The organism is Rhodococcus sp. NPDC060086 (assembly GCF_042730275.1).
Taxonomy (GTDB): domain Bacteria; phylum Actinomycetota; class Actinomycetes; order Mycobacteriales; family Mycobacteriaceae; genus Rhodococcus.
This window is the reverse complement of sequence record NZ_JBHWWZ010000033.1, coordinates 35,399-51,302: the sequence shown is the minus strand read 5'-3', so window position 1 is coordinate 51,302 and position 15,904 is coordinate 35,399. Positions and strand designations below refer to the sequence as shown.

Annotated in this window: 26 protein-coding genes; 4 read left to right on the top strand and 22 right to left on the bottom strand. The window is 64.8% G+C overall.

Translation table 11 applies throughout. From position 1 onward, the window contains the following. Positions 1-61 precede the first annotated feature (61 nt). The 22 genes from rplO to ACFWB0_RS17675 all read right to left on the bottom strand — a co-directional run bounded on the left by rplO (position 62) and on the right by ACFWB0_RS17675 (position 12,045). Complete coding sequence (gene rplO / locus ACFWB0_RS17780) at positions 62-505, bottom strand: 50S ribosomal protein L15 (protein ID WP_378491786.1); 444 nt, start codon at positions 503-505, stop codon at positions 62-64. A gap of 2 nt (positions 506-507) precedes the next feature. Then, positions 508-687 (bottom strand): 50S ribosomal protein L30, encoded by a 180-nt coding sequence (gene rpmD, locus ACFWB0_RS17775; protein ID WP_378491785.1) that lies wholly within the window; start codon positions 685-687, stop codon positions 508-510. Beyond that, the gene (rpsE, locus tag ACFWB0_RS17770) at positions 687-1,343 is read right to left on the bottom strand and encodes a 30S ribosomal protein S5 (protein ID WP_378491784.1); all 657 of its coding nucleotides are present in this window, start codon (positions 1,341-1,343) and stop codon (positions 687-689) included. The genes rpmD and rpsE overlap by 1 nt, the downstream gene beginning before the upstream one ends. A 31-nt stretch (positions 1,344-1,374) precedes the next feature. Then, positions 1,375-1,782 carry a 50S ribosomal protein L18 gene (gene rplR, locus ACFWB0_RS17765; protein WP_378491783.1) on the bottom strand — a complete coding sequence of 136 codons (408 nt, stop codon included), beginning with the start codon at positions 1,780-1,782 and terminating at the stop codon, positions 1,375-1,377. 2 nt (positions 1,783-1,784) lie between these two features. Further along, positions 1,785-2,324 carry a 50S ribosomal protein L6 gene (rplF, locus tag ACFWB0_RS17760; protein ID WP_378491782.1) on the bottom strand — a complete coding sequence of 180 codons (540 nt, stop codon included), beginning with the start codon at positions 2,322-2,324 and terminating at the stop codon, positions 1,785-1,787. A gap of 14 nt (positions 2,325-2,338) precedes the next feature. Beyond that, positions 2,339-2,737 carry a 30S ribosomal protein S8 gene (rpsH, locus tag ACFWB0_RS17755; RefSeq protein ID WP_378491781.1) on the bottom strand — a complete coding sequence of 133 codons (399 nt, stop codon included), beginning with the start codon at positions 2,735-2,737 and terminating at the stop codon, positions 2,339-2,341. 166 nt (positions 2,738-2,903) lie between these two features. Beyond that, positions 2,904-3,089 (bottom strand): type Z 30S ribosomal protein S14, encoded by a 186-nt coding sequence (locus ACFWB0_RS17750; protein ID WP_072845931.1) that lies wholly within the window; start codon positions 3,087-3,089, stop codon positions 2,904-2,906. A gap of 4 nt (positions 3,090-3,093) precedes the next feature. Further along, on the bottom strand, positions 3,094-3,660 hold the full coding sequence (rplE, locus tag ACFWB0_RS17745; protein ID WP_378491780.1) for a 50S ribosomal protein L5: 567 nt from the start codon (positions 3,658-3,660) through the stop codon (positions 3,094-3,096). Between the two features lies 1 nt (position 3,661). Then, positions 3,662-3,979 (bottom strand): 50S ribosomal protein L24, encoded by a 318-nt coding sequence (rplX, locus tag ACFWB0_RS17740; protein ID WP_054805956.1) that lies wholly within the window; start codon positions 3,977-3,979, stop codon positions 3,662-3,664. Beyond that, the gene (gene rplN / locus ACFWB0_RS17735; protein WP_378491779.1) at positions 3,979-4,347 is read right to left on the bottom strand and encodes a 50S ribosomal protein L14; all 369 of its coding nucleotides are present in this window, start codon (positions 4,345-4,347) and stop codon (positions 3,979-3,981) included. The genes rplX and rplN overlap by 1 nt, the downstream gene beginning before the upstream one ends. A gap of 299 nt (positions 4,348-4,646) precedes the next feature. Beyond that, positions 4,647-4,931: a 30S ribosomal protein S17 gene (gene rpsQ / locus ACFWB0_RS17730; RefSeq protein WP_054716694.1), complete on the bottom strand. Its 285-nt coding sequence runs from the start codon at positions 4,929-4,931 to the stop codon at positions 4,647-4,649. Next, the gene (gene rpmC, locus ACFWB0_RS17725) at positions 4,928-5,164 is read right to left on the bottom strand and encodes a 50S ribosomal protein L29 (protein ID WP_378491778.1); all 237 of its coding nucleotides are present in this window, start codon (positions 5,162-5,164) and stop codon (positions 4,928-4,930) included. The genes rpsQ and rpmC overlap by 4 nt, the downstream gene beginning before the upstream one ends. After that, positions 5,164-5,580, bottom strand: a complete 417-nt coding sequence (rplP, locus tag ACFWB0_RS17720) for a 50S ribosomal protein L16 (RefSeq protein ID WP_169685532.1) — start codon at positions 5,578-5,580, stop codon at positions 5,164-5,166. Before rplP ends, rpmC begins: the two co-directional genes overlap by 1 nt. 4 nt (positions 5,581-5,584) lie before the next feature. Then, entirely contained in the window at positions 5,585-6,376 is a 792-nt protein-coding gene (gene rpsC / locus ACFWB0_RS17715) for a 30S ribosomal protein S3 (RefSeq protein ID WP_378491777.1), read from the bottom strand. After that, positions 6,376-6,768, bottom strand: a complete 393-nt coding sequence (gene rplV / locus ACFWB0_RS17710) for a 50S ribosomal protein L22 (protein WP_378491776.1) — start codon at positions 6,766-6,768, stop codon at positions 6,376-6,378. Before rplV ends, rpsC begins: the two co-directional genes overlap by 1 nt. Beyond that, the gene (gene rpsS, locus ACFWB0_RS17705) at positions 6,765-7,046 is read right to left on the bottom strand and encodes a 30S ribosomal protein S19 (protein ID WP_072699610.1); all 282 of its coding nucleotides are present in this window, start codon (positions 7,044-7,046) and stop codon (positions 6,765-6,767) included. Before rpsS ends, rplV begins: the two co-directional genes overlap by 4 nt. A 19-nt stretch (positions 7,047-7,065) precedes the next feature. After that, entirely contained in the window at positions 7,066-7,902 is an 837-nt protein-coding gene (rplB, locus tag ACFWB0_RS17700; protein WP_378491775.1) for a 50S ribosomal protein L2, read from the bottom strand. Positions 7,903-7,940: 38 nt separating this feature from the next. Beyond that, entirely contained in the window at positions 7,941-8,246 is a 306-nt protein-coding gene (rplW, locus tag ACFWB0_RS17695) for a 50S ribosomal protein L23 (RefSeq protein ID WP_378491774.1), read from the bottom strand. After that, the gene (rplD, locus tag ACFWB0_RS17690; RefSeq protein WP_378491773.1) at positions 8,243-8,926 is read right to left on the bottom strand and encodes a 50S ribosomal protein L4; all 684 of its coding nucleotides are present in this window, start codon (positions 8,924-8,926) and stop codon (positions 8,243-8,245) included. The genes rplW and rplD overlap by 4 nt, the downstream gene beginning before the upstream one ends. After that, positions 8,923-9,576, bottom strand: a complete 654-nt coding sequence (rplC, locus tag ACFWB0_RS17685) for a 50S ribosomal protein L3 (RefSeq protein WP_378491772.1) — start codon at positions 9,574-9,576, stop codon at positions 8,923-8,925. The genes rplD and rplC overlap by 4 nt, the downstream gene beginning before the upstream one ends. 39 nt (positions 9,577-9,615) lie before the next feature. Next, positions 9,616-9,921: a 30S ribosomal protein S10 gene (rpsJ, locus tag ACFWB0_RS17680; RefSeq protein WP_003938093.1), complete on the bottom strand. Its 306-nt coding sequence runs from the start codon at positions 9,919-9,921 to the stop codon at positions 9,616-9,618. A 450-nt stretch (positions 9,922-10,371) separates the two neighbouring features. Next, positions 10,372-12,045, bottom strand: coding sequence for an amidase (locus ACFWB0_RS17675; RefSeq protein WP_378491771.1), 1,674 nt, complete (start codon positions 12,043-12,045; stop codon positions 10,372-10,374). Between the two features lie 213 nt (positions 12,046-12,258). Here ACFWB0_RS17675 and ACFWB0_RS17670 point away from each other — a divergent pair, with 213 nt between their 5' ends. The 4 genes from ACFWB0_RS17670 to ACFWB0_RS17655 all read left to right on the top strand — a co-directional run bounded on the left by ACFWB0_RS17670 (position 12,259) and on the right by ACFWB0_RS17655 (position 15,818). Further along, positions 12,259-12,948, top strand: a complete 690-nt coding sequence (locus tag ACFWB0_RS17670) for a GntR family transcriptional regulator (protein ID WP_378491770.1) — start codon at positions 12,259-12,261, stop codon at positions 12,946-12,948. A gap of 140 nt (positions 12,949-13,088) precedes the next feature. After that, positions 13,089-14,099, top strand: a complete 1,011-nt coding sequence (locus ACFWB0_RS17665) for an ATP-binding cassette domain-containing protein (RefSeq protein WP_378491769.1) — start codon at positions 13,089-13,091, stop codon at positions 14,097-14,099. Then, positions 14,096-14,947 carry an ABC transporter permease gene (locus ACFWB0_RS17660; protein ID WP_378491768.1) on the top strand — a complete coding sequence of 284 codons (852 nt, stop codon included), beginning with the start codon at positions 14,096-14,098 and terminating at the stop codon, positions 14,945-14,947. Before ACFWB0_RS17665 ends, ACFWB0_RS17660 begins: the two co-directional genes overlap by 4 nt. Before the next feature lie 40 nt (positions 14,948-14,987). Next, a complete protein-coding gene (locus ACFWB0_RS17655; RefSeq protein WP_378491767.1) occupies positions 14,988-15,818 on the top strand; it encodes an ABC transporter permease in 831 nt (276 codons plus the stop codon). Positions 15,819-15,904: the final 86 nt, after the last annotated feature.

Sequence of the window (15,904 nt, the reverse complement as noted above, 5' to 3'; positions counted from 1 at the left end):
GTGCTTTCTTTGACTGCACCGCGGCCGTTCGTCAGCCGTGATTCATGCAGGATCGAACCGGTCAGACCAGTTCGGTTGCAGTGCCACCGGCAGCGGCGATCTTCTCCTTGGCGGAGCCGGAGAACTTGTTCGCGGAAACCTGAACGGAAACCGTGATCTCGCCCTCTCCGAGGACCTTCACGAGCTGGTTCTTGCGAACCAGGCCGTTGGCCACGAGCTCGTCGACGCCGATCTGGCCACCCTCCGGGAAGACCCGGGCGATGTCGCTGACGTTGACGACCTGGTACTCGGTGCGGAATGCGTTCTTGAAGCCCTTGAGCTTCGGCAGACGCATGTGCAGGGGCATCTGGCCACCTTCGAAGGCTGCCGGGACGTTCTTACGCGCCTTGGTGCCCTTCGTACCGCGACCTGCGGTCTTGCCCTTCGAACCATCACCGCGTCCGACGCGGGTCTTGTCCGTCTTCGCGCCCGGAGCGGGGCGCAGGTGATGCAGCTTGATGGTCATTCTCAGACCTCCTCAACGGTCACGAGGTGACGCACCACGTTGATCAAGCCACGGTTCTGCGAGTTGTCCTCACGGACCACCGACTGGCGGATCTTCCGCAGGCCGAGGGTACGCAGGCTGTCCCGCTGATTCTGCTTGCAACCGATGGTGCTCTTGATCTGGGTGATCTTCAGCTCTGCCATTACTTCACGCTCCCAGCAGCAAGTGCACGGGCGCGAAGCATACCGGCGGGAGCGACGTCCTCGAGGGGAAGACCGCGGCGAGCCGCAACTTCCTCCGGACGCTGCAGACCCTTGAGAGCTGCAACCGTCGCGTGCACCACGTTGATGGCATTGTCGGAGCCGAGCGACTTCGACAGGATGTCGGAGATGCCCGCGCACTCCAGCACGGCGCGCACAGCGCCACCGGCGATCACACCGGTACCGGGGGAAGCCGGACGGAGCATGACGACGCCTGCTGCAGCCTCACCCTGGATGGGGTGGGTGATGGTGCCGGCGATCATCGGAACGCGGAAGAAGTTCTTACGAGCTTCCTCCACACCCTTGGTGATGGCCGCGGGAACTTCCTTGGCCTTGCCGTAGCCGACACCGACCACACCGTTGCCGTCTCCGACGATCACCAGTGCGGTGAAGCTGAAGCGACGGCCACCCTTGACGACCTTCGACACACGGTTGATCGAGACGACACGCTCGATGTGGTTCGACCGCTCGGCAGCGTTGCCGCCGCGCGAGTCGCGATCGCGGCGGTCTCCGCGACCACCACGGTTGTCCCCACCAGTGTTGGGGCCATTCTGTCCGGCGGGGCCGTTTCCGCCGTCACGCCGCTGACGTCCCGGCATCAGACGTTCCTTCCGTTCGCAATGATGATCATCAGAACTTCAGCCCGCTCTCGCGCGCTGCGTCCGCGAGGGCCGCGATGCGGCCGCTGTAGGTGTGTCCACCACGGTCGAAGACCACGGATTCCACGCCGGCAGCTTTCGCGCGTTCTGCGATCAGCTGTCCGACCTTGGCGCCGCGCACCTTCTTGTCGCCCTCGAGTGCACGCACGTCGGCCTCGATGGTCGACGCTGCGGCAACGGTCGTGCCGGTGAGGTCGTCGATGACCTGCACATGCATATGACGCGACGAGCGGTTGACGACGAGGCGCGGACGCTCTGCCGTTCCGGCGATCTTCTTGCGGAGGCGGAAATGACGACGCGTCTTCGACAGCCGACGCGTGGTGGACGCATCCTTGCCGCGTGGGATCCGCTTGGCCTTCTGGTTCTCGGTCTGGCTCATGATCACTTACCCGTCTTTCCGACCTTGCGACGGACCTGCTCGCCCTCGTAGCGAATGCCCTTGCCCTTGTACGGGTCGGACTTACGCAAACGGCGGACGTTGGCCGCGATCTGGCCGACCTGCTGCTTGTCGATGCCCGCAATCGAGAACTTCGTGGGGGTCTCGACGGCAAAGGTGATGCCTTCGGGGGCCTCGATGTGCACGGGGTGGCTGTAGCCGAGCGAGAACTCGAGGTCCTTGCCCTTGAGCGCCACGCGGTAGCCGACGCCGAAGATCTCCATCTTGATGGTGTAACCCTCGGTCACACCGACGATGAGGTTCTGCACCAGGGTCCGCGACAGGCCGTGCAGCGCACGGCTGCGACGCTCGTCGTTGGGGCGGTTGATGTTCAGTGCCCCGTCATCGCTCTTGGCGATGGTGATGGGCTCAGAGATCGTCAGCGACAGGTTGCCCTTGGGGCCCTTCACTGCGACGTTCTGGCCATCGATGTTCACCTCGACACCCGAGGGAACTGCAACGGGGAGTTTTCCGATTCGCGACATTGTGGTGGCCTCCCTTACCAGACGTAGGCGAGGACTTCCCCGCCTACTCTGTGATTGGCCGCCTGGCGATCGGTGAGCAGACCGGAGGACGTGGAGATGATCGCCACGCCGAGTCCGCCCAGGACCTTGGGCAGGTTGGTGGACTTCGCGTACACACGAAGGCCGGGCTTCGACACGCGTCGCACGCCGGCAAGGCTGCGCTCACGGGAAGGCCCGTACTTGAGGTCGACGACGAGGGTCTTGCCCACCTCGGCGTCCTCGGTGCGGTAGTCGGAGATGTAGCCCTCGCGCTTGAGGATCTCGGCGATGTTCACCTTGATCTTCGAAGACGGGAGCTTGACCTCGTCGTGGAACGCCGTGTTGGCGTTACGCAGACGCGTCAAGAAGTCTGCGATGGGGTCGGTCATGGTCATGGTCTGACCTGTACACCTTTCTCGGAGCGGTTCCCATACAACACCGGTAGAACCGGCCGTGGGCCTGCAGCGAATTTGGTTTCAATGCGAGCCGGCCCGAAGTGGGCCGGCCCCTGACAGCGTGATGGTAGGCGGAGGCACGAGACGCTCCGCCTACCCGCTCACGTCACCAGGAGCTCTTGTGAACTCCCGGAAGCTCGCCGGCATGTGCCATCTCACGGAGGCAGATACGGCAGAGACCGAACTTGCGGAACACCGAGTGCGGGCGACCGCAACGCTGGCAACGCGTGTATGCGCGGACCGCAAACTTCGGCTTCTTGTTGGCCTTGTTGACCAGTGCCTTCTTAGCCATGGGCTCAGTTCTCCTTGAACGGGAAGCCGAGGTGCTTGAGCAGGGCACGGCCTTCTTCGTTGTTGGTAGCGGTGGTCACGACAGTGATGTCCATGCCGCGCGGGCGATCGATCTTGTCCACGTCGATCTCGTGGAACATCGACTGCTCGTTCAGGCCGAACGTGTAGTTGCCGTTGCCATCGAACTGGTTGCCGCTCAGGCCACGGAAGTCGCGGATACGGGGAAGCGCGATGGACACGAGACGGTCCAGGAACTCCCACATGCGATCGCCGCGCAGCGTGACACGCGCACCGATGGGCATACCTTCGCGAAGCTTGAACTGTGCGATGGACTTACGGGCCTTGCGGATCTCCGGCTTCTGGCCGGTGATCAACGCGAGGTCGTTGACCGCGCCGTTGATGAGCTTCGCGTCGCGGGCGGCGTCGCCGACACCCATGTTGACGACGACCTTCACGACGCCGGGGATCTGCATGACGTTCGCGTAGTCGAACTCCGCGTTCAGCGCGTCCTTGATCTCGGCGCGGTAGCGGGTCTTCAGACGCGGCTGGATCTTGTTCTCGGTGGTGGTCATGTCAGATGTCCTTCCCGTTCTTCCGGGAAATCCGAACGCGCTTGCCGGTTTCCTCATCGGTCCGGTACCCCACGCGAGTGGCGTTGCCGTCCGAGTCGACGACCGCAACGTTGGAAACGTGAATCGAGGCTTCCTGCGTCACGATGCCGCCCGAAGAGGCGCCACGCTCGTTGGCCGAGACCGCGGTGTGCTTCTTGATCCGGTTCACGCCCTCGACGAGGACACGGTTCTCTCGCGGGAAGGCCGCAATGACCTTGCCCTTCGCGCCCTTGTCCTTACCCGAGATGACGAGAACGGTGTCGCCCTTGTGCACCTTCATCACAGCACCTCCGGAGCAAGCGAGACGATCTTCATGAACCGCTTGTCGCGCAGCTCGCGACCGACGGGTCCGAAGATGCGGGTGCCACGCGGATCGTTGTCGGGCTTGATGATGACAGCGGCATTCTCATCGAACTTGATGTACGAGCCGTCCGGCCGACGGCGCTCCTTGGCGGTGCGCACGATGACAGCCTTGACGACATCGCCACGCTTGACGTTGCCGCCGGGGATGGCGTCCTTGACGGTGGCGACGATGATGTCGCCGACACCGGCGTAGCGACGGCCCGAGCCACCGAGAACGCGGATGCAGAGAATCTCCTTGGCACCCGTGTTGTCGGCGACACGCAGTCGCGACTCCTGCTGGATCACTTACTTCTCCTTGACCTGGATTGGTATGTACGTCAGATTTCCGACCTGGACGCACGCGGTCGTCGGCTACTCACGGCGCACGTGCGAAAAGACACACGGGTCCCGCGAAGCAACCCGTCCAGAGTAGGCCATATACCGTACCCAGGGCAAATTAGCGAACTGCGACGTCGCTCCCGACCCGGGCGCCGGTGTGTCGCACGATACTTCGTGGGTCGACCCGCTCTCCGAACGCGAACTCGGCCCGGCATCCGAATATGGATGCCGGGCCGAGGAATATCGTCACGCGAGGTGTGAGAGGCCTACTTGGCCTTCTCGAGCACCTCGACCAGACGCCAGCGCTTCGACGCGGACAGCGGACGGGTCTCCATCAGCTGCACGCGATCGCCGACGCCGGCGAGGCTGTTCTCGTCGTGTGCCTTCACCTTGGTCGTACGGCGGATGATCTTGCCGTACAGCGGGTGCTTCACGCGATCCTCGAGCTCGACCACGATGGTCTTTTCCATCTTGTCCGAGACGACGTAGCCGATGCGAACCTTGCGGCTCGCGCGCTCTTCGTTCTGGGTCACTGCCTTTTCCTCACTCATGCCACGTCACCCGCATCCGGGCCGGTGGCCAGACCGAGCTCACGCTCACGCAGAACCGTGTAGATACGAGCGATCTCGTTACGCACGGTGCGCAGTCGTCGGTTGTTGTCCAGCTGACCGGTAGCCATCTGGAAGCGGAGGTTGAACAGCTCTTCCTTGGACTCGCGAAGCTTCGAGGTCAACTCTTCCTCGGTGAACTCGCGGAGTTCTGCGGCGGGGGTATCGGTAGCCATCAGAACTGCTCCTCCCTCGTCACGATCCGGCACTTGCACGGGAGCTTGTGCATCGCGCGGCGCAGGGCCTCGCGAGCGGTCTCCTCGTTCGGGTAGCTCATCTCGAACAGCACGCGACCGGGCTTGACGTTCGCGACCCACCACTCGGGCGAGCCCTTACCGGAACCCATGCGGGTTTCGGCCGGCTTCTTGGTGAGCGGGCGATCCGGGAAGATGTTGATCCAGATCTTGCCGCCACGCTTGATGTGCCGGGTCATGGCGATACGAGCGGCTTCGATCTGCCGGTTCGTGATGTAGGCCGGCTCGAGAGCCTGGATGCCGTACTCGCCGAAGGCAACCTGGGTGCCGCCCTTGGCGTTACCCGAACGGCTCGGATGGTGCTGCTTGCGGTGTTTGACCCGCCGGGGGATCAACATTGCGTCAGCCCTCCTTGTTCTCTGCCGAAGCGGGTGCGTCAGCTGCCCGTCCCGCGTCGGTGCTCGTCGCGGTGGTGCCCGAGGCGCCGGAACGACGCGGGCGGCTCGGACGCTCACGACGCGGGCGGTCGGCGGGAGCGGCTGCAGCAGCAGCGAGCTCACGACGGCCACCGACGATGTCGCCCTTGTAGATCCAGACCTTCACGCCGATACGGCCGAAGGTGGTCTTCGCCTCGTAGAGGCCGTAGTCGATGTCCGCGCGCAGCGTGTGCAGCGGGACGCGACCTTCGCGGTAGAACTCCGAACGCGACATCTCGGCGCCACCGAGGCGGCCCGAGCACTGCACGCGGATGCCCTTGACGTTGGGCTGACGCATGGCCGACTGGATGGCCTTGCGCATCGCCCGGCGGAACGCCACGCGGTTCGAGAGCTGCTCTGCGACGCCCTGCGCCACCAGCTGAGCCTCGGACTCGGCGTTCTTGACCTCGAGGATGTTGAGCTGAACCTGCTTGCCGCTCAGCTTCTCGAGCTCGGCGCGGATGCGATCGGCCTCGGCGCCGCGGCGGCCGATGACGATGCCCGGACGAGCGGTGTGGATGTCCACACGCACACGATCGCGGGTGCGCTCGATCTCGACCTTCGCGATGCCTGCACGCTCGAGGCCGGAGGCCAGGAACTTACGGATCGCGACGTCTTCCTTCACGTAGTCCGCGTACTGCTTGTCTGCGTACCAACGCGACTTCCAGTCGGTGGTAATGCCCAGACGGAAGCCGTGCGGGTTGATCTTCTGGCCCACTACTGAGCTCCCTTCCGGCGGTTGCGAGACGAGTTCGAGCCGACGCTCTCCACGATCACGGTGATGTGGCTCGACCGCTTGCGGATACGGAACGCACGACCCTGTGCACGCGGCTGGAACCGCTTGAGGGTTGCACCCTCGTCCACGTACGCCGTCGCGATGACGAGCGTGTTGGGGTCGAGGTTCAGGTTGTTCTGCGCGTTCGCAGCTGCGGAGGCGATCACCTTGGCGACCGGCTCTGCAGCAGCCTGAGGCGCGAACTTCAGGATTGCGAGGGCGTCCTCGACGGACTTTCCGCGAACGATGTCGACGACGCGGCGCGCCTTCATCGGGGTCACGCGCACGTGGCGCGCAACAGCCCGAGCGCTCGGGTTTGTGGTTTCAGTACTCATCGACGCTTGCTCTTCCGGTCGTCCTTGATGTGGCCCTTGAACGTACGGGTCGGTGCAAATTCACCGAGCTTGTGGCCGACCATCGAATCCGAGATGAACACCGGAACGTGCTTGCGTCCGTCATGGACGGCAAACGTGTGACCGATGAAGTCCGGCAGAATCGTGGAACGGCGCGACCAGGTCTTGATGACCTGCTTGGTGCCCTTCTCGTTCTGGACGTCGACCTTCGCCAGGAGGTGGTCGTCGACGAACGGGCCCTTCTTGAGGCTGCGTGGCATTCTCTAACTCCCTCCTTGACTAGCGCTTGTTCTTGCCGGTACGGCGACGACGGACGATCAGCTTGTCGGACGCCTTGCTCTTGCGGGTACGGCCCTCGGGCTTGCCCCACGGGCTGACCGGGTGGCGACCACCCGAGGTCTTGCCCTCGCCGCCACCGTGCGGGTGGTCGACCGGGTTCATGACCACACCACGGACAGACGGGCGCTTGCCCTTCCATCGCATACGGCCGGCCTTGCCCCAGTTGATGTTCGACTGCTCGGCGTTGCCGACCTCGCCGACGGTTGCGCGGCAGCGCACGTCGACGCGACGGATTTCACCGGACGGCATACGCAGCGTGGCGTAGGTGCCTTCCTTACCGAGGAGCTGGATGCTCGCGCCTGCGGAGCGGGCCATCTTGGCTCCGCCGCCGGGACGCAGCTCCACCGCGTGGATGGTGGTACCCGTCGGGATGTTGCGCAGGGGCAGGTTGTTGCCCGGCTTGATGTCGGCCGTCGGGCCGGACTCGACCGGAGCGCCCTGCACCAGGCCCTTGGGGGCGATGATGTAGCGCTTCTCGCCGTCCACGTAGTGGAGCAGCGCGATGCGGGCGGTGCGGTTGGGGTCGTACTCGATGTGAGCGACCTTGGCCGGAACGCCGTCCTTGTCGTTACGACGGAAATCGATCAAGCGGTATGCGCGCTTGTGTCCGCCGCCCTTGTGGCGGGTGGTGATACGACCGTGCGCATTACGACCACCGCGACCATGCAGCGGGCGGATCAGCGACTTCTCGGGCGTCGACCGAGTGATCTCGGCGAAGTCCGACACACTGGCGCCACGACGGCCCGGTGTAGTCGGCTTGTACTTACGGATTGCCATGAGTCTTCTCGTCCTCTATCTCTCGCGAGTTCCGGCGCCTAGGCGACCGGGCCTCCGAAGATCTCGATGGGCTTGCTGTCGGCGGTGAGGGTCACGAGCGCGCGCTTGGTGTCCTTGCGCTTGCCGTAACCAACCCGCGTCCGCTTGCGCTTGCCCTGACGGTTGGCGGTGTTGACGCTGCTCACCTTGACGCCGAAGATCTTCTCCACGGCAATCTTGATCTGCGTCTTGTTCGAGTCCGGGTGGACCAGGAAGGTGTAGGTGCCCTCCTCCATCAGCCCATAGGACTTCTCGGAGACGACGGGAGCCAGCAGGATGTCGCGCGGATCGGCGATCGTGCTCACTTGCTCTCCTCCTTGACTTCCTGAGCCGACTCGGCCGGCCCGTGGATGAACGCGTTGAGCGCCTCGACACTGAACACGATGTCGTCGCTGTAGAGGACGTCGTAGGTGTTCAGCTGATCGGGTGCGAGCGCGTGGACGTTCTGCAGGTTCTGCACGCTCTTCCACGCGGCAACGTCTGCACGTCCGACCACCAGGAGCACCTTCTTGCGCTCGGTGAGCTCACCGAGGAAGCTGCGCGCCGACTTCGTCGACGGGGTCTGACCCGCGACGAGCTCGGTGATCACGTGGATGCGCTCGTTGCGTGCCCGGTCGGAGAGGGCACCGCGGAGAGCGGCTGCCTTCATCTTCTTGGGGGTGCGCTGGCTGTAGTCACGCGGCTGCGGGCCGTGGACGACGCCGCCACCGACGAACTGCGGTGCACGCGTCGAACCCTGACGTGCACGGCCGGTGCCCTTCTGGCGGTACGGCTTACGACCGCCGCCACGGACCTCTCCGCGCGTCTTGGTCGAGTGCGTGCCCTGGCGTGCGGCAGCAAGCTGCGCGACAACCACCTGGTGCAGCAGCGCGATGTTGGCGGGGGCGTCGAAGATCTCGGCAGGGAGATCGACGGTGCCGGTGGACTTGCCACCTGCAGCCTTGACGTCCAGCGTCAGCTTGGTTGCGGTCTCGGTGCTGGTCATGCCCGTGCACCACCCTTCACTGCAGTCTTGACGATCACGAGGCCGCCTTTGCGGCCGGGGATCGCGCCCTTGATAAGCAGCAGACCGTTCTCGGCGTCCACCTTGTGGACGGAGAGGTTCTGCGTCGTGACGCGGTCGCTACCCATGCGTCCGGACATGCGCGTGCCCTTGAAGACACGACCCGGGGTGGCACAGCCACCGATGGAACCGGGACGACGGTGCACAGCCTGCGCACCGTGCGACGCGCCCTGACCGGAGAAGCCGTGACGCTTCATGGTGCCGGCGAAGCCCTTGCCCTTGGAGGTGCCCGTGATGTCGACGAATGCGCCGTCCTCGAACACCTCTGCGGTCAATTCCTGGCCGACCTCGTACTCCGAGGCGTCTTCGAGACGAAGTTCGACGAGGTGGCGACGCGGGGTCACTCCGGCCTTGTCGAACTGGCCGCGAACCGGCTTGTTGACCTTGCGGGGTGCAATGGCGCCGAATGCGAGCTGCACGGCGTTGTAGCCGTCGCGCTCCTCGGTGCGAATCTGCGTGACCACGTTGGGTCCGGCCTTGACGACGGTCACCGGGACGACCCGATTGTTCTCGTCGAAGACCTGGGTCATGCCGAGCTTGGTGCCCAGGATTCCCTTGATCTGGTTAGTCATCTGTTCTCTCCGCTGCGTCTTCTACAAGCTCGCTGTAAGTCACTGAATGTTGACATCGACGCTCGCCGGGAGGTCGATGCGCATGAGTGCGTCGACCGTCTTCGGCGTCGGGTCGAGGATGTCGATCAGCCGCTTGTGAGTACGCATCTCGAAGTGCTCGCGCGAGTCCTTGTACTTGTGCGGCGAACGAATGACGCAGTACACGTTTTTCTCAGTTGGCAACGGCACCGGCCCGACCACGCGGGCACCCGTACGGGTGACCGTCTCGACGATCTTGCGCGCAGACGCGTCGATCGCCTCGTGGTCATAGGCCTTGAGCCTGATGCGGATCTTCTGTCCCGCCACGCTTAGTGTCCTTTTCTTGCCGCGTTTCGTAGCACCCGAACGAATCGGGAACCACCTCGTCTGCACAGTTCCGATTGGAACGGCGACAGAGAACAGCATTCATACACATCGCGATCCGGGCTGACCCGATCCGCTGCCGCTGTTCATCTGTCATTGTTCTCCGGTCCACGCGGTCGGGCGTGTCGCTCCGCCGCTCGTTCCTCGGCGCCGAAACTTGTCGTTTCGACACCGCACAGAACGGGACCGGATGCGCTCATACGAGCGCACGCTGGTACTGCTTCCGTCTTGCATGTGGCCGCGACCTGGCCCTTGGGCTCGATCCGCGACTGTCACTACTTTCACCGTTCCGAGCCGCGAAACATCCATGGCCCGGTCAAGGCAACCCGACTAGTATGCAGCAATACGCCGCCGAGTACAACTTCGACGAATTCCCACCCGGTCGGGAGGCCTCTAGCCTATCGCGTTCATCGGGGGTGTCCGCAACGGCGCGGCCGCGTCCAGAGTGTTCGTCGGGTCGGGCCCGGGACCCGGTGCGACCCGCCCCACCTCGGGTGCGGCACCCGGGGCAGGCGCAAGGTCGGGTAGATCCCGCCAGACGGGGAAGGCCTCCTGCAGCTCGAGACCGATTTCGATGATCCGTTCGTCCTGCCAGGGCCTGGCACCGAGCTGCACACCGAACGGCATCCCCGTCGCCGACGACCGGCCCACCGGAAGTGTCACCACCGGCGCACCCGAGTAGTTGGCCCACTTCACGTCGCCCATGACGCCTTCGGTCACGCTGACGCCGAGGAACTCCTCGCGCTGCGCGCCGTCCACCCGCGTGCCGGGGATCAAGACCGCATCGAGATCACTGTCGACGAAGAGCCTGTTGTAGTCGACCTGGTAGCGCAGTCGGTCGCGTTCCAGCATCAGGTAGTCCACGACGGGCACCGCCAACGACGCAACCGCCGTCCCCACACTGGGCACCCGCTCCGGTCGGTACAGACCGATCCGGTCCGCGAATTGTCTGTGGTACGAACCCATTTCGACTACATCGCCCGTCACGAGCGAGGTCGGGGTCGGTGGCATCACCACGGGAACGATCTGCGCACCGAGCGAACGGGCAACTTGAATGGTGTCGTCGAACAGGGTCTGCAACGGCGGGGGGAGCTCCGACGGCGGAAGACCCAGCCGCACCCCCGCGAGCGGCGACGAACCGCCCTTCGCTGTCAGCGGGTACCCACCGGCCGGAACCGGGGGCCCCAGCGCGGTGATCGGGTCGTCGGCGTCGACGGTCGCGAGTATCGACAACATCAGTGAGGCGTCGGCGAGACTTCGCCCCATCGGCCCGACGTGGTCGCGGGTCCAGGTCAGCGGGATCATGCCGTGCGAGGTGATCCGTCCATAGGTGGGTTTGATCGACGAGATCCCACACGCGCTCGCGGGCAACCGCACCGATCCCCCGGTGTCGCTGCCGACCGCCAGTGGGGCGAAGCGGGCAGCGAGGACCGCGGCACTGCCACCCGAGGACCCACCCGGTGACATGTCGGTGTTCCACGGATTTCCCACTTGAGGTGTCGCGACACCGATTGCGAATTCGTCGGTGTGCGCGTGCCCCATGAGGACGGCACCGGCGTCCTCGAGCTTGTTCCACACACCGGAGTTCCCGGCTGCAATGTTCCCTTCGAGCACTCTGCTCGACGCGGTGAGCGGCAGCCCCGACACCGCGAACAGATCCTTGAGCGCGATCGGCAGGCCACAGACGTCGGGGGCGGAAGTTCCGTCGCTTCGGGCCTGTGCGAGCCCCTCCCCTGCCGCGTCGGCGCCGGCGTAGGCGAACTCCGGATAGAGGCGGATCCAGGCGCCGATCGCGCCGTCGAATTCGCGTGTCCGCGCCAGGCACGCATCGAGCAGCTCTCTCGGATGCAACTGCCCGGCGTGCAGGAGACTCGCCGCCTCGACTGCACTCAGCAGAGCAGGGTCCGTCACATCGACGGTGCCCGGATCCGGAAATCGACGCCGTGGTGCGGCATGGCTGCGCTGCCGTGGTGCGGCATGGCCCGGCTGTGCGGTGACCGTACCCAGCAGCAGCGCACCCCCCGCAAGCGAACCCAACATCCGTCGACGAGAGACTGCACTACCCATCTGCACAGGGAAGCACGAATGCTGCACGAGCGCAGAATCGACAGACCCGGGCACGCAAAGAAATCAAGGGGGAACGGTCGCAGTCGGGATATTTCACAGCACGAGTGTGCTCCGTGCGCGATAATGCCCCGACCGACATGTCTTACGAGCAGCCCGACACCGATGCCCCGACACCGATGCCCCGACACCGATGCCCCGATACAGGAGAAGCCGATGCCCCCCTCCGACCGGTCCGGCTCTCCTCGTGAGCTGGGGCGTCGACCCCAGCTGTCGGATGATGTGGCGTCGTTCGTGCGCAACCGGATCATGTCGGGTGACGTACGCCCGGGTGACTTCGTCAGACTCGACGAAACCGCGGCCGAACTCGGGGTCAGCGTCACCCCCGTTCGTGAGGCCCTGCTCACCCTTCGCGGCGAGGGCCTGGTCGAACTCGTTCCGCACCGGGGCTATGTCGTCGCACCGCTGACCCGTTCCGACATCGACGACGTGTTCTGGCTGCAGGGGAGAATCGCCGAGAAGCTCGCCGCGCGCGCTGCCGAAACCATCGGAGGCGACACGATCGCCGACCTCGACGCCATCAACGTCAAGTTCACCGACGCGGTGCAGACCGGTGACGGTGCACGCATCGAGGCCCTCGAGTTCGCCTTCCACCGGACGCTCAACCGCGCCGCCTCCGCACGAAAACTCGCGTGGTTCCTGCACAACGCGACGCGATACACGCCCGCGCACTTCTATTCGTCCGACAGGGAATGGGGCGTCGAGGCCGTCGCCGCGCACCACCGGATTCTCGATGCTCTCCGCGCGCACGACCCCGATACGGCAGGAACCGAGACCCGCGAACATTTCACCGACGGAGCACGCCGCCTCGTCCGGCATCTGGACGAGATCGGCATCTGGTCCTGATCTCATCTCGCACCGACCTGCTCGGACACCCGGCCGGGAGCGCCTCCGAGCGGTAGCATCTCGACGCAGGAGGCGGGTGCACCCGCGGAACGAGCCATGACCGAGTCCTGAACGGACCGAGTTCGACGGTGGGGTAGCGGATGCGAAGCAACCACGACCATGCAGTCCTCGTGGAGGATGTCCACAAGTCGTTCGGGGATGTTCACGCACTCGCCGGCGTCGATTTCTCAGCTCCGGAAGGCTCCGTTCTCGCGGTACTCGGCCCGAACGGGGCAGGCAAGACCACAGTGGTCAAAATCCTGTCCACGCTCATCCACGCCTCGAGCGGGCGTGCCGTCGTCGCAGGTCACGATGTCGAGACCAACCCCGCCGCGGTCCGGCGCTCGATCATGATGACCGGTCAGTTCGCTGCCCTGGACGACACTCTCACCGGGCGGGAGAACCTCGTCCTGTTCGGACGGTTGATGGGGCTGGACAAGACCTCGGCAAAACTCCGTGCCGACGAACTGCTCCGTGAGTTCGACCTCGTCGAGGCGGGACGCCGACCGGTCAAAGGCTATTCGGGTGGTATGCGCCGCCGGGTCGACATCGCGTGCGGACTCGTGGTCCGGCCCGAGGTCGTGTTCCTGGACGAACCCACCACCGGACTCGATCCGCGATCGCGTCAAGGCGTGTGGTCGCTGGTCGAATCCCTGAAGAAACAGGGCATCACGACCCTGTTGACCACCCAGTACCTCGAAGAAGCCGACGTCCTGAGCGACAACATCATCGTCATCGACCAGGGAACGGTCATCGCCCGGGGAACGTCGAACGAACTGAAGGCCTCGACCGGAGGCAGCTACTGCGAGATCGTCCCCGTCGACCCGGCGGCACTCCCCCGGATCGTGCAGGCCCTCGGGTCCCTCGTCCCCGATTCCATACGTGCCGAACTCGCAGCACCCAGCGACGTCGACCGCGTGTCCATCCCTGCTCCCGACGGAGCCGCAACCCTCACCGAGGCTCTCAAACTGATCTCACCGCTCGACATCGACCTGGCCGATATCGGATTGCGGCGGCCATCGCTGGACGACGTCTTCCTCCGGCTCACCGGGCACAGCGCCTCGACGACGTCCCCCGAACTCGATGCCGCGGCAGCCGGAGGAGGCGCGTGACGGCCCGCACGGAACATTTTCGGGCGGGTCGGATATCCGGCGACGCGCACGTGCGTGTTCCCGACGGGAGATCCGGCTCGCACCGCCGTATCCACCCGAACTCGCTCTCGCAGTGGTCGGCGCTGACCGGGCGCACCCTGCGGACGATGGCTCGGTACGGCGAACTGATCGTCGCCGTGATCGCGCCATTCGTCTTCGGCCTCGGCTTCTATCTGCCGCTGAAGTTCGTGATGCAGATGCAGGGCATCGACTACGCGCAGTTCCTGATGCCGATCATCGTTCTTCAATCGATGGCGTTCACCGCCATCTCCGCGGCCCAGATGGCAGCGCAGGAAGCCACGACGGGCCTGACCACCCGGCTGAAGACGATGCCGGTGGGCGCGACCGTGCCGCTGATCTCGCGTATGACGGCGGGGATGACGAGGTCGGTGATATCGCTGTTCGCCGCGATCGGATTCGGCTACGTGATCGGCTTCCGGTTCACCGCCGGACTCGGACAAGCGGTTCTCTTCGGAGTGACGGCACTGGCGATCAGCCTCGTGTTGTGCTTGGGCGCCGACGCAATCGGCAGCCTCTCCAAGAGCCCCGAAGCAACGTCGCAGGCTCTGACACTTCCACAGCTGATCCTCGGGATGCTGTCGTGCGGTTTCGTGCCCGAGGAGGGTTTCCCCGAGTGGATCCGTCCGTTCGTGCGCAACCAGCCGATCTCCCAATTCTCGTTCGCGATGCGCGACATGGCCGACGGTGGGGTCACCTGGGAGGTGTTCTTCCCGAGCCTGCTGTGGCTGATCGGGCTGACTGTGGTGTGTGTCCCTCTCGCCGTGTGGGCGAACACGAGGCGGAAGTGACGCGATGAGCCGAGATACTGCGATGAGCCGAGACGCTGCGATGAGCACAGAGACCGGATCGTTCGGCTATCCGCCACCGCACACCGTGGTCGACGAACGTTCCGTTGCCGCGTTGTGGGAGCACAGCCGCCTCCAATGCGGCAGGCTCCTTCTCCGTTGGGCACGCGATCCGGCAACGATGATCCAGGCGTTGATCTACCCCGCGTTGACGCTCGTGATGTTCCGGATCGTGCTCGGCGACAGCATCACGGCTGCGACCGGGCAGCCGTCGATCTTCGGAACGGTCCCGATGATCGTGTTGGTCGGTGCCATGTTCGGTTCCGTCGTCAGCGCGGTCGGGTTGCGCGCCGAACGCGAGTCCGGGCTGTTGAGCCGCTTCTACACGCTGCCGATCCACCGATCGGCGGGGCTGGTGGGGCGCCTGATGGCCGAGGCCGTTCGAGTCCTCGTCACCTCGATTGTGATCTTCGCCGCAGGCGTCGTCATGGGATTCCGGTTCACACAAGGCATCCCGGCCACGTTGTTGATGTTGGTGGTACCCATCGTGTTCGGGATGGGATTCGCCATGATGGTGACCGTTCTGGCCACACTGTCGTCGAAGATCCCGCTCGTCGAGATGGTGTCGATCGCGTGCACCCTCCTGATGTTCTTCAATTCGGGATTCGTGCCGGTCATGGCCTATCCGGCGTGGCTGCAGCCGATCGTCGCGAACCAGCCGATGTCGTGCGCGATCGACACGATGCGGGCGCTCGCGGTGGGCGGGCCGCTGGCCGAACCGATGATCAAGACAGTGGCGTGGTCGCTCGGAATGTTCCTCGTATTCCTGGTTCCGGCCATCCGCGGGTATCGGCGTGCGGCCCAGCAGGGATGACCTTGCACTTCCCGGACGAACACAGGACCCGCTGATAACCTCACATGCGTCGAACCAGGTACGGACGCCACAACCTGGCGTGTCCG